Raw genomic sequence first — 13,718 nt, 5'->3', positions numbered from 1 at the left:
GATGCTATTGAACACCGCTTTATTAGGATAATAGTTTTTGATGATAATGTAGCAGCCCGTAAAACTGAGTTTTACGGGCTGTCTATGGCTTACGTTCAATAGTACCGGTACCGCTTTTTCTTCAGGATTAGCTTAGGACATCATATAGCAAGCATACGTTTAAGCCAGTTACAATAGCAGCAATAATCAGCAAAACAGTCTTAAGGAAGCGCGTGTTTGCGTGTTTACCCATTACCTTGGTGGAGGACGTTAAATATATCTGCAAAAATATTGTAAATGGCAGCTGAATACTTAGAATAACCTGTGATATTACTAAGCCGGATAATGGATTCGTAATAAAGAAGATAACCAGAACTGCACAGGCATAAGTGATAAACACGCCCCAGCGGGTATGAACGTCTTTGATATTATAGGGCTCCCGGTAAAGTCCGGCAAATATTGAACCCGCAGCCATTCCGGCCGTACTTGTTGACGAAAATCCGGAAAAAAGTAAAGCTAAAGCAAATATATAAGCGGCTGCATGCCCTAACAAAGGACTTAAGATAGTTTGTGCCTGCTCTAAAGTATCCACGTGTACGCCATATTTAAAGAATGTGGCGGCAGCCAGGATCACCATTGCACTATTAATTGCCCAACCGATTGACATAGAGAACAACGTATCTAAAAACTCATAGTTGAGCTGCCTGTTTATAACCTCATCATTTTCTAAATTCCACTGTCTACTTTGAATAATCTCGGAGTGGAGAAAAAGGTTATGCGGCATGACCACTGCCCCAAGAACGCTCATTACTATCGGCAGTGATCCTGGCGGGATGCTGGGAGTTATCCAGGCCGTAACAGCTTTTGACCACTCTACATTTGCCAATGACAGTTCAATTAAAAAAGAAAATCCAATTATAGAAACCAACCCAATGATCCACTTTTCCATACGGCTGTAGGAATTAGTCCAGAGCAAACAACCTGCTGTTAAAGCGGCTGCTACTGAGCCGATAGGTAAAGGAATGGAGAACAGCATTTGCAAAGCAAGCGCCATTCCCAGAATCTCAGCAACTGCGGTTGCAACAGCTGCCCCCATGGCGGACCCCAAAACAAAACGGGCTGCCCAGCATGGTAAAAACATAGTTGCCGCCTCGGATAAGCAATATCCGGTCGCAATACCTAGATGAGCTACGTTATGTTGCAGGATAATCAACATTATGGTTGATAACGTAACCATCCAGAGTAGTGTGTAGCCATAATCCGAACCAGCCGCGATATTAGCAGCCCAGTTTCCCGGGTCGATGAACCCAACGGTAACAAAGATTCCTGGTCCTAAATATTTTAATAATTCTCTGGCTCTTATATCAGGCCGGTGAATTTTTCGTGGTATTAACCAGTTCAAGATAATACCTCCTTATATATAAGTTAATTATATGCCCTTAGTTTTATTCCAAGTATTAATTCTTCATAATGGCATTGTCTTCCTTCAAGATTAATGCTTAGTTAATATTTAATTTCTCTTATGAAAGTTGTTTTTGGTAACAAGTTAAGCCCCTGGCGTACACAGCCAGAGGCTTAACTCGTTACAGAAACCAATCCATTATCACTCCTATGACCATAATCCAAAACAAAAGTATTCCACACATAGGTAACGGTCGCCCTAAATCCCACATGTAAACCCAATACCGGATAAAATCCATGATACCACCCCTTAAAGGGGATATTATGCAAATTTTTATAGAATCCTGCAAGAAGTAAAATGGTATATTTAGTCAAGGTCTATTATCGATTCTACCTGCTCAGCCGCACCTGAGTTATTTCGTATCTAGTAATTTCGATTTCCTTATTTTTGTAGGCAGATGAATACATACATCTAAAAAATGATGCAAAAAATCTTTTGCCGCTTAGGTTTCATAGGCACGCCTTTCTAGTCAGTTAGTAGAAATATTATATAACTTTTCAGCATTTTAGTCATTGGAATGTACAAGGAGAAATACCAGCTATTGGAGCTAGCGTATTCACAGAAAGTATCTGGATTTAAAGCAAGTACAAAATCACTTATTTTCCACATTGGATACTGCAGCAGCTGCTTTCTGCTAAGTACTACAGAGCATTTCAACCCACTGAATGGTTCCTAGTGAACAATACCAATGTATATCTTTGTGTAAAAAGCCCTGAGGAGTTAACCTTTCAGGAAATGATATTAGTCTTGATTACTATTTTGGTTTATACTGCATCTAGCTACCTGGTAAAATTGATTTATTATATAATCTAATTGTTGGCTTGAGGATAAAGCTTGTGGGCTATCCATACCAAAGATCTCCACTGTTTTATGGAGTTCACAGCGTAATTGCTCAATACGCTGTAATAGTTGCTGCTGTAAAAACAATTCTGAGTACTCCTATATTGTAAATTTATTTTGCCGAATTTGTATTATATCCTACTTTATAAAAATTCGCTATAGGATATATTTAGTTTTATTATGATTTTTTTTGATGTGGATTATTTTATATAACAACTCTTAAATTTTTCTTAATATGCAGTTTAAGAGTAACAAAATCTATTATTGAGGCGCTATCTCCTTTATTGGCTTAAGGTCATAATAATACGGGCCATATGTCTTCCAGGCGCAGGCAAATGTTATGTTAGACGGCTCGATTTGCTTTAGTTTAAATGAGACATGATGCTGATTTTTATTTTTGAAAAGCCGCCCAAAATGGGCGGCTTTATGCTTAAATATATCCCCTAAAAAACGACAGGACTATTATTCACTTTACTATCTTCTTCTGTAAGCTCTAATAAAATTTTTGGAAGCTCATCAAGTAGTTTCTTAAATTCTTCGTCAGTCATAGTGAAATCAATTTTATCAGCGCTTTTCATATTATACACCTCCTAAAATAAAACAAGCGAGATTGCATCAGATGCAACCTCGCATTTATTAATGATATTATACATTATTTCGAAAATTTTGTCTAGAATATTATTCTTCAATAGAACTGTTTCTTAACAAACCCTCAACCACCCAGCAAGAATCAGCTTATTGATTATCGGGTTAGCAAAAATAGGCTTTATAATATAAAATTTACCAGTACTAATTTCGTATTTCCAGCAGGGAAAAAATGTAAATATGTAGTATCAATAATACATAATCTACTTGGAGGTAATATTATGGAACTAAGTATAGAAGAGAAACTAAGAATCTATGAAGAAATAAAATCGAAAAAAGATGGAGAAAAAAAACTAAAGAAGCAAGACAAAACATTGAGGGAGAAGATTTTATCGCTATGGCGCTATCCCCTATTTATAGCAATCATTGCTAATGTAATAGGAATCTATTGGGGAATTCTAATTAGCTTATATGTACCTCCCCAATCCTGGCAGGATTTCTTATATTTTCTTAAACCTAACGCAGAAGTGGAACAGGCTTATAAAAGACCGTCAACCCATACAGTAACTATTGAAAAATATAATCAGATTAAAGAAGGCATGACGTATAAAGAGGTAATCACAATTATGGGAAATCCTGAAACCGAAGTGAATAAAGGAGGAAATCTTAAAGCTTATCAGTGGATGAAGCCTGATTATTCTGGTGTCAGCATAAGTTTTTTAAACGATGTGGTTATATCAAAAAACAACTTGGATTTAAAATAGTCATACCCCGGTAACTCCGTACACCTTAATGGACTTGAACTTTCGCAAGTGAAAAGCGGGAATAAATAAAAAGCCGCTTGGTCAGCGGCTAAAACCAAGTCGGAAAATCATGTATCCACCTTGCTTCAGTTAGAATGTTCTAGCTAGTACAATCATCTCCTATATCCGGGAAGAAGAGAATGAATAGGCTGATGATCAAAACAATAAACCAAAGAAATCTATTTAGTTCCCAAAACATCTCGTATCCTCCTTTGTCGATGTGAATCTATTTTATAGTATTCCTAAGCTGGGAATCGTGTTACCTTACCCAGAAAATGACCGTATGGTGGTGACCTACATTCAAACAAGACCCTTCTTTTTAGCGAAGGGGGTCATGTTACCGCTTGGCGCTGAACCGTATTGTGTATTTAGTCATGTGTATACCTCTCTTCAGCCAGAATAGAACCCTATTCAGTAGTAAATAATAATAAGCCTGGAGGTGTATAAAACATGTATAATACTGTACGGAAAATTCATTTATGGGTGGGCCTCATTTTAGCTATTTTTCTACTTGTTGAAGCTATAACTGGTCTGATATTGTCTGAGCCTTGGCTTGTCGGACAATCTCCTGCAGAAGGGCCACTGCGTATTTCCGATAAAAGTCAAATACCAGGCTCAAAAACATTACCACCAGAGGAAATAGCACAGCGTTCAGATGTCAGACCTGATTCTCGAGGCCCTTTTAGTATTGCAAGAGGTCTTCACGAGGGAAAATATTCGGGCATGAATTTAAAATGGCTAGTTGACCTTGAAGCAATCGGAATAATTTTTCTGACGCTGACAGGAGTTTATCTTTCAATTACGCTTCTTCGCGCCGGCGGCGCCCATAGGTAGTTTTGTTGTGATCTAAGCTACGCTCAAATGATCCTTTTTCCCGCCACCTTACGCTTACTCTACTCAAATAGCATTAAATAAATTTCATGGGAAACACTATATATGGAGGTGACTTTTATGAGCAAATCTACAGAACAGCAAGAACAAAGCACAAATGCCTCAGTAGGTTATGGTCCTAATAATCCGGAACCTTTATCTTTTAAAGAATCAAAAATACCGAAAGATAAAGATGCATTACACTCTGCCGGGGATTATATCTATGGAACAAACTCCACGCCCTCGGTAAATCCAGCAACAGAGTTAGTTAATAGAACTGAACCATAGCGGGAAATGCTTCCCGCTATTTTTTTATTTCTGCTTCCTCTACAACCCCAGTCTCCCCCCTCCGCCTGCGTCTTTATACAATCGTTTTTCGTATTAGAGAAACTCCTGAATTTGTGTCTGTCATATTTTTGACATATTTATCAAGTATGTTAATGTCAATATTTAAAATACGGAGGACATTCCCATGCTTCTTTCCAAACCTGAAAAAAACTATTATTTAAATATCGCATTATTATTATTTGGCTCAGTAAGTGCCTTTACTGGAGTTGCATTGTCGATAAATCTACCATACTTAATGCCATTTTTAATGGCCGTACACATAAAATTTTTGCATGAATTGGCAAGCTATTCCCTAACAGTTTTAGTCATTTTTCATCTTATATTCCATTTTGACTGGTTCAAAGCAATGACGAAAAAAGGATTTGATAGTTCTAATCATCCATAACTTGTGATCGGCATAAGGCTGTTCCACTTCTCTTTCAGCAAGGTTACCGTGTGTTATTGTGAATGCCGGCGCGATGGTCAGCATTGTGATAAGAATGCTGAAGTTTTTACCATTATTTTTGCATAGGGCGACCAAGGTATTAAATTTCTGCAATTAGTACATATAAAAAGCGCCCTCAAAAGGCGCTCAATCATTTTATTCATTATTTTTATTATCTTCTAGCTCTTTAGGCAACGGCTTAGATAATGCTGGCTGTAAATTAGCGGAAAAACCGGTTTGCTCGGAGCGGACAAATACGCTTTCCTGCCACATTTGATAAAGATATACAGAAATTAAATGTATAACAGTTATGTAAAATGCCCCCATTCCCGCAAACATATCTTGGTTAAGCCAAACGAATATTTCCCGGCGATGCAATAATGGTTGTACTATAAGGATCAATAGCAAGCTCCCCATCGTCTGAGCAGCTACATATGACCAAAATCGTCCATAGGTATATTTGAGTATCCACATCGCTCCAACCGGCAATGCACCATAAACATAGCTAATCATTTCGTTTAAGGGAAAGACATTTTCCCTTGTTTCCCATAACTTTAAAGTAACGCCAACATCAATAATCAGAGTATTTGTTGCTATTACGAACAATGCTGCCGGCATCCACCTTTTAATATCGTTCTTAGGCATCAAAAAGAGGGTTAGCCATGGCAATAGCAGCATACCCCATAAAATTGTTTGATTACTCATAGCAGTTCTCCCCTGATATCTACTTCACCTGATTTATTCTTGCATATTCTACAAGTTTTATACTCAAGCAACGACTATAAAAATTCAAGCGTTCAGTCCGGACACTCTTCTACTGTTTATTATAAACAGCATTAACCGAACAGATTCACTCATTTCTACCTGATTCGCATTGTTTAAGTTACTTACCGGGCAGTGAATTGTCTCCGAATTGGCTAAAATCATGTGTTTTTATCAGCCTCTTCATGATACATAATATATTTACATGTTAAATGTTCGTAAAAAGAAACCCAGTTAAAGGCTCGCTGATTACAATATATGTAAAAGCATTAAAGATACATCCAGCAAACAAGAAATAAATAAACATGAAAGCGGGTTCGCATAATCTGCGAACCCGCTAAATTCCTGGTCGGAGCGACACGACTTGAACGTGCGGCCTCTACCACCCCAAGGTAGCGCTCTACCAAACTGAGCTACGCCCCGATATTTTTGCCAGTCAATTATTTGACACTTTCTAACTGACAAAATTTATTTTACCTCAAAATACATCAGGTTGTCAACAGATATCCGAAAATATTTTATGGAAACTTCTTATTTCTGTATTGGTACTGTATCTTTGCTACTGCGACCTGGATAGGCCCCTTTCTACCTGCTGCATACAGGCCCTTGTGGATAGCGGCTGCAAAGTTTTTTTGCGATAATACTAATGGCCGGAGCATGGCAATGCCGATTACCCATGCCGCCGCCTCCTTGGCTTAAGATTTGCAGAACACACCGGTAACGCCGGCTGCTTCTACCCGCTTTCTAATTTCGTTAACATCAGTGGTATATAAGCCTTTCTCTTGCATGCGTTTAAAGTACTGTGCACCTGAGAAAGTATATTTAAGTTTCAAGCCAGCTTCAGTTTGCATTTGTTCCCGAACGTGGGCGATTGCGTCACCTATGGCTAACGTTTCGGGTAGTACCAAAAGCTGTTTGCCGAAAACGTGACGTACTGCGTTGTGGCCGGCAAGCGTACCGGTTACAATAGCTTCTGTATGTCCTACTAAGAGCCCCGCTTTTTCGCCTCCGCAGAACAGGTTGTCGACTCCCTGGACTTTCAGGGCGTTGTCCCGCGGGGATAAAGCCGTAAAGCGCATGGAGTTGCCTATACCGCCGGCATAGGGATCTTCATAGCGGGCGTTTTCAAAGCCCGGAATTTTACGTAATTTGTCCAGCGGATAAAACGGCGACATAAGCTTGGCGTGACCGGTATCCAACAGGATAATGTTGTCGGCGAATTCTTTAAGCGCATACTGTTGGCAGGCCTTAACTGACAGTGATTCGGCTTTTCTGAGTTCTGCGGGAATAGGCACTATTACTACCCCTTTTCGGTTCAGTTCCTGAACAATGCTCTTGGCAAGAGAGTCTTTATGAAGCTTACATGAACCGCTCATGGCTCCCGGACTGCCATCCGCTTTTCGGCCTATCATTTCCTGTATTCCGGCGCGGGAAGCTATGCTAATCCGGGGGCCAAAGGACGGACAGCGGATGATACACATTACGCAGCCGTTGCCATATTTGCTGCATTGCCCTTGCGGGCCGGCTGTACCTGTGGCCTCTACAAAAACATCCCCATAGATTTCATCGTCTTTATCGGTGATTACGGATTTAATTTTTTGGTCTTCCATAGTAATATCGCGTACCCGGGCCATTAAGTCATATTTAACTCCATAGCGTTCCAGAACACGCCGGGCAGCAGGTTCCATACGGGCCACATCGTATAGCGTTGCATGCTTGTGGCCGGGAAATTCAATGTTTCTATGGCGGGCTACTTGATCCACAGCCTCGAATATATCGCCGCCACCCATGGCGATTGCTTCTTCAGTGGCGGTAAAACGGCCATTATTACGCATGATGCCGCCAACCAGGCCTGTTCCAAGTAACATATCCGTACGTTCAAGCAGAATTACTTCATCGATCCCGGCTTTTTTTGCGGACACGGCAGCGCTGCAGCCGGCCCACCCCCCGCCAACAACAATTACTCTTGCCATGAGGAATACCTCCTATTAGTGTTTTAGACATCATAGGCGGGCTGAAGAGGCTGTCAAAGGTTTGACCTGAGACCGGCACATGTTGACACTGTTGCTGCGTCAAATTCATCACCATAGACGGATTTAACCAATTCACGAATGTCATCAACCAGTTCCCGTGGAGCGACTTCTTTAACTCTGTACTCGCTAAATTGCATAATGTCGCTACTCAGGGGCGCCGGACAACCCGAAATTGCTCTTGTCAGGCCGAATTTGCCGTTGAGCTTTTTGGGGACGTTAATTTTATCAGCAGCCTCACGAGCAGCCGCATAGATACTAGGTATTTTTTTGTTGAAGATGACGATAAAGTAGACTTAGCTTCAGGTGGGGTTTTAACCCCGTTGAAGATTGGTCGCCCTTGTCCATGGACTTAGCCGCTCACCTGTGCCCGTAGGGGTATAAATCCCACTTGTAGAAGTTGGAGTCTTAGAGCGGGTTAGTCGTCGGCTACTTCTGGATTTTAAATTTGTGCGTGCTTATATGGTTGGCCTCCTGCTTGTGCAGTACTTTGTTAAGCTTATGGCTTAACTTTAACGATCATTTCAACCTCAACGGCTGAGTTAATCGGCAGTTCCGCCACGCCTACCGCTGAGCGTGCATGCTCGCCGGCTTTGCCAAAAATAGAGCCAATGAGTTCTGAGGCGCCATTGATAACTTTGGGTTGATCAACAAACCCGGGGGCACTATTGACAAAACCGACAATTTTAATAACCTTTTCGATCTTGTCGAGTGATCCGGCTACTCCTTTGATTGCTGCTAAGCAATTAATAGCGCAGGTTTTTGCTGCTTCATAACCCTGTTCCACGGTTAACTCTTTACCAAGCTTGCCCTTGAACTGTAGTTCGCCGGCGACCAAAGGGATTTGCCCTGAAGTATGCACAAAGTTGCCTTCTTTCACAGCCGGAACGTATACGGCTAATGGTTTGGCCGCTTCGGGTATGGTAATGCCTAGTTCTTTTACTCTTGCTTCAAAGCTCAAACAAATCACTCCTATATATATATGGTGCTAGCCAATGACAGGTTGTTTGGCATAATAGGATTAAAAGCGCCAAACACATTGAGGGCGGACATGCTCTTAACCTCCTTTTCCAGTGGAATAAAGGCTGCAATTCTTTTATATTGTGTCGTAAAACACAGCAAATATGTAGCAACAAAAAACCTGTTCGCAATGGTTCGCGAACAGGTTTTGAATGAATTTATATAATGATTGCACCTTGCCGGTCAATCTTCAATACTTGATACTTTGCTTGTACTTTATGAATTTCAAAAGCCTTGGTCATAGCGCGTCCCACTTCATCAGAGTTTTCAGTGGTAAAGGCCAGGAGACAAGGGCCGGCACCACTAAGAGCAGCTCCAAGGGCGCCTGCTTGCCTGGCTGCGGCGAGAACCTGAGCCATACCCGGAATAAGTTGTTCCCGGTACGGCTGATGCAATCGATCTTCCAGTGCATGCAGAAGCAGTTTGAGTTCGCCGGTAGCAAGCGAGCCAATAAGAAGCGCGCTCCGGCTGACGTTGAATACGGCATCAGCAAACGGTATCGAAACCGGCAGTACTTTCCGGGCGGCACGGGTGGAAAGATTGAATTCCGGAATAACCGCTACCATGGAAAAGTCAACTGGCGGCAGAAACCGCAAATAGTGTGCATGGCCGCTGTCCATTATGCTTACCGTAATACCGCCGAAAATGGCCGGTGCTACATTATCAGGATGACCTTCAATGGCGGTAGCCATATCCAGGATAGTTTCCTTGTTCAGGCGGTTTCCTGTTAACTCGTTCGCCGCCACCAGTCCGCCGACAATTGCCGCGGCACTGCTGCCCAGACCTCTTGACAAAGGGATATTATTTTTCATTCGCAATGATATCCCTTTGTAGTGTTGTCCCGTTTTATCCATCACCATCTGGATCGCTTTAACAACAACATTTGAACTATCGGCGGGAATGGCTCCCGCCCCTTCACCCGTGACTTCTAGCGAGATGCCGGCTTCCTGGCTTACAGTCAGTTCCAGGTCATTGTAGATGGTGCAGGCTATGCCGACTGCGTCAAACCCCGGACCGCAGTTGGCCGTTGTTCCCGGCACGCGGACTTTTACGGTGTTTGCCATAATATCGCCACCTTTGTTGCTATGAAATTTGCTCAGCTTCTACTCTGATTACACTACCAATCTTCCGTACAATCGACATGCCGAGTAAAGTATTAATGGCCAACCGGATATTTTCATCCGATACCCGGTAAGTAATGAGTACCAGTTCGGTGGCTCGCTCAACTTTGCGTTTTTGAATAACAGAATGCAGGCTGACCTGCTGGGCGCCAAAGGCACCGGCAATAGCCGCCAGTACACCAGGTTTATCCTCAACGAGGAGGCGTATATAATAGGGTGATTCTGTTTTGCTTACGCCGTAGATAGTTTTATGTTCAAAGCAGGTGCATAATATCCGGCTGCTGACATTGTGCCTGATGTCGCGGGCCACGTCGATGATATCGGCCGTGACTGCGCTCGCCGTTGGCAATTCGCCGGCTCCCCGCCCGTAAAACATAGCTTCACCGACAGCATCGCCTCTGACAAAAATAGCATTAAATACATCATTAACAGCTGCCAGCGGATGCGTTGTCGGCAGGAAAGCCGGATGAACCCGGACATTGATACCACGGTCGTCTTGCTTGGCGACAGCCAGGAGCTTGATAACGAAGCCAAGTTCACGCGCATATTCGATGTCTTCAATACCAATATTGGTAATGCCTTCAATATAGACGTCGTCGAGTGTAACGCGGGCACCAAAGCCAATGGATGCCAGAATGGCTATTTTGCGTGCCGCGTCAAACCCGCCCACATCGGCAGTAGGATCAGACTCAGCATAGCCTTTGGCCTGGGCTTCTGCTAATACATCGCCATAATCCATTTTTTCGGTGGTCATTTTGGTTAGCATGTAGTTGGTGGTGCCGTTGACAATTCCCATAATTTCAGAGATCTGGTTTGCAGCCAGGCATTGTTTAAGCGGCCGTATTATCGGTATTCCGCCTCCTACACTGGCTTCAAACAGAAAATCTACATGACTGGCTTCAGCGGCGGCAAACAATTCACGGCCAAATTTGGCCACTACATCTTTATTAGCGGTAACAACATGCTTACCGGCTTTAAGAGCTGCCAGCATATAGTCTTTAGCCGGCAATTCGCCACCCATAATTTCAACAACAATTTTTATGTCAGGATCGCTTAAAATTTCGTCAATATTTGTTACCATTTCCGCATCGGTAGCCGTGGCTCTTACTTTACCGGGGTTTCGTACCAGAATTTTTTTAATAACTACCGGTGTACCTACCTTATGCTCAATATTAAGAGCGTTGTTGGCCAGTATTTTAACAACACCGGTACCTACCGTCCCCATTCCCAGTAAAGCGATTTGGATTGCATCCATAAAATTTCCTCCTAAGCCTGACCTAGCACTTCCAGCCTTTTAACACCATCCACCATTCTTAATTTGTCAAGCATAGCTTCCAAATCGATTGCCAGATCGGCCGTCTCAATGGATATTGTCGCATTGGCGACTCCCTGCAATGGAATGCCCTGGTTAATCGTTAAAACACTGCCGCGCTCATTAGCCACAGTATTTAACACCCTTGATAAAACACCGGATTTGTGTTCAAGCAATAAGGCAATAGTGACAATCTTCTCTTTGCTGGCCTCATAAAACGGAAATACATAGTCCTTGTATTTATAGTAGGCGCTACGGCTTAATTCCATTTTTTCCACAGCTTCATTAATTGTCCTTGCTTCGCCTCGTTTTAACAACTCTTTTACTTTGATAGTTTTTTTTATGGCTTCGGGTAAAATCTCCTCCCGAACCAGATAAAAAACAGCTTTTTGACCTGTAACCATGTTTCCCCTCCTCGGTACTGCTGCTATGGATGGATATCTGTATATGGTAGACATTATATCATCAAATCAGCGGGGATTACAAGCAAAAATGCGAAAAAAATAGTCAGTCGTTTACAGACTGACCTTAAAATTCTGAAAAAAACTTAATTTTGTTAAAAAATGATACATATTAATCCGCCGCTACCTTCATTAACGATTTTTTGCAGTGTATCTTTTAATTTAATTTGTGCATTTTCCGGCATACTTGTTAATTTGTTTTGAATGCCTTCCCGTACCAGTTCATTTAACGATTTGCCAAATAAATTCGTACGCCAGATTTTTTCCGGCTCGCCTTCAAATTCACGCATCAGATATTGAATAAGTTCTTCGCTTTGCTTCTCGGTGCCGATTATCGGGGAAATTTCGGCTTGTACGTCAGTACGGATAATATGTAATGATGGGGCCGAAGCTTTAAGTTTTACACCAAAACGGTTGCCAGTGCGGATAATTTCAGGTTCCTCTAAAATCATCTCATCCAGTTGAGGCGGAACAATACCATAACCGGTCTGTTCGACATCTTCCAGTGCAGAGGAAATTTTATCATACTGACGCTTGGCTACCGATAAATCCCGCATAAGGCGCAACAAGTGATGCTCGCCCGTAATGGTAAAGCCGGTAAGCTCTTCCAGGACACTGTAAAACAGGTCAGCGCGGGCCGTCATCTCGATTACGGCGATTCCACTGCCTAAATCCATGTCGTGAAGAATTACATCGGCGACAAAGTCATAACCTGACAAATCGTCGATGGCCCGGTCAATATCACGGAGACGGTGGATGTATTGAACAACATCGCTGACAGCTCCTTCAAATTTCTGACGGAGCCAATGATCCTTATCAAGTTCTTCCACCCATTTCGGCAAAGTGATATTGACTTCTTTGACAGGGAATTCATAAAGTACTTCTTGCAAGATGCCGTAAATATCGTCATGAGATAATTGCGCGCAGTCTACCGGAATAACGGGAACATCGTAATTGCCTTCCAACTTGGCAACTAGTTCACGGGTATCCTTGGAATTAGGCTTGCCGGTATTTAAGATTACCAAAAATGGTTTTTGCAGCTCTTTGAGTTCATTAATAACCCGGTCTTCGGCCGGAATATACTTTTCCCTAGGCAGGTCAGTGACTGTTCCGTCAGTGGTAATCACCAAGCCAATGGTGGAATGCTCGGATATTACCTTACGGGTTCCTACTTCCGCGGCTTCCTGGAACGGAATTTCATTTTCGAACCAGGGTGTGAGCACCATCCGGGGGCCTTCTGCTTCTGCATAGCCTAAGGCGCCGTCTACGGTATAGCCAACACAATCCACAACCCGCACTCTGACATTGACATTTTCTTTTACATTGATTTCGACTGCCTCGTTAGGAATGAATTTTGGTTCTGTTGTCATGATGGTTTTACCGCCGGCACTTTGCGGCAGCTCGTCCTTAGCACGTTCCTTGTCATAAGGATCGGTGATATTGGGCAGTACCATGGTTTCCATGAAACGCTTAATAAAAGTCGATTTACCAGTGCGGACCGGGCCGACTACACCAATATAAATATCTCCACCGGTGCGTTCGGCGATATCTCTAAACAGGTCGAATTTTTCCATCTGGCGTCTCCCTCCCTGATTACGATAATTATCATTATAAATATATGACAGGCCGTTCCAAATATTACAAAATATAAAAAAGTATGGTAACTAAAAAGTAACTACACCTTACTTTATTAGCCACCAT

Annotated in this window: 14 protein-coding genes and 1 tRNA gene; 4 read left to right on the top strand and 11 right to left on the bottom strand. The window is 42.4% G+C overall.

What is annotated here, in order from left to right:
- Window positions 1-127: 127 nt before the first annotated feature.
- The 3 genes from SATMO3_RS16680 to SATMO3_RS16670 form a co-directional block, all read right to left on the bottom strand.
- On the bottom strand, window positions 128-1,381 hold the full coding sequence (locus tag SATMO3_RS16680) for an Nramp family divalent metal transporter (RefSeq protein ID WP_371370866.1): 1,254 nt from the start codon (window positions 1,379-1,381) through the stop codon (window positions 128-130).
- Between the two features lie 801 nt (window positions 1,382-2,182).
- Entirely contained in the window at window positions 2,183-2,368 is a 186-nt protein-coding gene (locus tag SATMO3_RS16675; RefSeq protein ID WP_371370865.1) for a Spo0E family sporulation regulatory protein-aspartic acid phosphatase, read from the bottom strand.
- 356 nt (window positions 2,369-2,724) lie between these two features.
- Window positions 2,725-2,859 (bottom strand): hypothetical protein, encoded by a 135-nt coding sequence (locus SATMO3_RS16670; RefSeq protein ID WP_371370864.1) that lies wholly within the window; start codon window positions 2,857-2,859, stop codon window positions 2,725-2,727.
- A gap of 288 nt (window positions 2,860-3,147) precedes the next feature.
- On the opposite strand from SATMO3_RS16670, the gene SATMO3_RS16665 reads away from it, so the two are divergent.
- The 4 genes from SATMO3_RS16665 (at window position 3,148) to SATMO3_RS16650 (ending at window position 5,272) form a co-directional block, all read left to right on the top strand.
- Window positions 3,148-3,630 (top strand): hypothetical protein, encoded by a 483-nt coding sequence (locus SATMO3_RS16665; RefSeq protein ID WP_371370863.1) that lies wholly within the window; start codon window positions 3,148-3,150, stop codon window positions 3,628-3,630.
- 489 nt (window positions 3,631-4,119) lie between these two features.
- Entirely contained in the window at window positions 4,120-4,503 is a 384-nt protein-coding gene (locus SATMO3_RS16660; RefSeq protein WP_371370862.1) for a PepSY domain-containing protein, read from the top strand.
- Between the two features lie 117 nt (window positions 4,504-4,620).
- Entirely contained in the window at window positions 4,621-4,827 is a 207-nt protein-coding gene (locus SATMO3_RS16655; RefSeq protein WP_371370861.1) for a hypothetical protein, read from the top strand.
- A 184-nt stretch (window positions 4,828-5,011) separates the two neighbouring features.
- Entirely contained in the window at window positions 5,012-5,272 is a 261-nt protein-coding gene (locus tag SATMO3_RS16650; protein WP_371370860.1) for a hypothetical protein, read from the top strand.
- A gap of 195 nt (window positions 5,273-5,467) precedes the next feature.
- Here the strand turns inward: SATMO3_RS16650 and SATMO3_RS16645 are convergent, their stop codons facing one another.
- The 8 genes from SATMO3_RS16645 to spoIVA all read right to left on the bottom strand — a co-directional run bounded on the left by SATMO3_RS16645 (window position 5,468) and on the right by spoIVA (window position 13,591).
- Window positions 5,468-6,016 carry a hypothetical protein gene (locus SATMO3_RS16645; RefSeq protein ID WP_371370859.1) on the bottom strand — a complete coding sequence of 183 codons (549 nt, stop codon included), beginning with the start codon at window positions 6,014-6,016 and terminating at the stop codon, window positions 5,468-5,470.
- 403 nt (window positions 6,017-6,419) lie between these two features.
- Window positions 6,420-6,496, bottom strand: a tRNA-Pro gene (locus SATMO3_RS16640).
- Between the two features lie 272 nt (window positions 6,497-6,768).
- A complete protein-coding gene (locus SATMO3_RS16635; protein WP_371370858.1) occupies window positions 6,769-8,046 on the bottom strand; it encodes an FAD-dependent oxidoreductase in 1,278 nt (425 codons plus the stop codon).
- 556 nt (window positions 8,047-8,602) lie between these two features.
- A complete protein-coding gene (locus SATMO3_RS16630; protein ID WP_371370857.1) occupies window positions 8,603-9,064 on the bottom strand; it encodes a RidA family protein in 462 nt (153 codons plus the stop codon).
- Between the two features lie 217 nt (window positions 9,065-9,281).
- Window positions 9,282-10,187 (bottom strand): homoserine kinase, encoded by a 906-nt coding sequence (thrB, locus tag SATMO3_RS16625; RefSeq protein WP_371370856.1) that lies wholly within the window; start codon window positions 10,185-10,187, stop codon window positions 9,282-9,284.
- Between the two features lie 19 nt (window positions 10,188-10,206).
- A complete protein-coding gene (locus tag SATMO3_RS16620) occupies window positions 10,207-11,499 on the bottom strand; it encodes a homoserine dehydrogenase (protein ID WP_371370855.1) in 1,293 nt (430 codons plus the stop codon).
- A gap of 11 nt (window positions 11,500-11,510) precedes the next feature.
- Window positions 11,511-11,960, bottom strand: a complete 450-nt coding sequence (locus tag SATMO3_RS16615; protein ID WP_371370854.1) for an ACT domain-containing protein — start codon at window positions 11,958-11,960, stop codon at window positions 11,511-11,513.
- Between the two features lie 152 nt (window positions 11,961-12,112).
- Window positions 12,113-13,591, bottom strand: a complete 1,479-nt coding sequence (gene spoIVA / locus SATMO3_RS16610; RefSeq protein WP_371370853.1) for a stage IV sporulation protein A — start codon at window positions 13,589-13,591, stop codon at window positions 12,113-12,115.
- Between the last annotated feature and the right edge of the window lie 127 nt (window positions 13,592-13,718).

The sequence above is a fragment of the Sporomusa aerivorans genome (assembly GCF_041428895.1).
GTDB classification, from domain to species: domain Bacteria; phylum Bacillota; class Negativicutes; order Sporomusales; family Sporomusaceae; genus Sporomusa; species Sporomusa aerivorans.
This window is presented reverse-complemented; position numbering and strand designations above follow the sequence as displayed.

Excerpts from the sequence above, each read along its gene's own strand:
- SATMO3_RS16660 (WP_371370862.1), top strand. The coding sequence starts at position 4,120 with ATGTATAATACTGTACGGAAAATTCATTTATGGGTGGGCCTCATTTTA.
- SATMO3_RS16635 (WP_371370858.1), bottom strand. The coding sequence starts at position 8,046 with ATGGCAAGAGTAATTGTTGTTGGCGGGGGGTGGGCCGGCTGCAGCGCT.
- SATMO3_RS16645 (WP_371370859.1), bottom strand. The coding sequence starts at position 6,016 with ATGAGTAATCAAACAATTTTATGGGGTATGCTGCTATTGCCATGGCTA.
- spoIVA (WP_371370853.1), bottom strand. The coding sequence starts at position 13,591 with ATGGAAAAATTCGACCTGTTTAGAGATATCGCCGAACGCACCGGTGGA.
- SATMO3_RS16615 (WP_371370854.1), bottom strand. The coding sequence starts at position 11,960 with ATGGTTACAGGTCAAAAAGCTGTTTTTTATCTGGTTCGGGAGGAGATT.
- thrB (WP_371370856.1), bottom strand. The coding sequence starts at position 10,187 with ATGGCAAACACCGTAAAAGTCCGCGTGCCGGGAACAACGGCCAACTGC.
- SATMO3_RS16650 (WP_371370860.1), top strand. The coding sequence starts at position 5,012 with ATGCTTCTTTCCAAACCTGAAAAAAACTATTATTTAAATATCGCATTA.
- SATMO3_RS16655 (WP_371370861.1), top strand. The coding sequence starts at position 4,621 with ATGAGCAAATCTACAGAACAGCAAGAACAAAGCACAAATGCCTCAGTA.
- SATMO3_RS16670 (WP_371370864.1), bottom strand. The coding sequence starts at position 2,859 with ATGAAAAGCGCTGATAAAATTGATTTCACTATGACTGACGAAGAATTT.
- SATMO3_RS16665 (WP_371370863.1), top strand. The coding sequence starts at position 3,148 with ATGGAACTAAGTATAGAAGAGAAACTAAGAATCTATGAAGAAATAAAA.
- SATMO3_RS16620 (WP_371370855.1), bottom strand. The coding sequence starts at position 11,499 with ATGGATGCAATCCAAATCGCTTTACTGGGAATGGGGACGGTAGGTACC.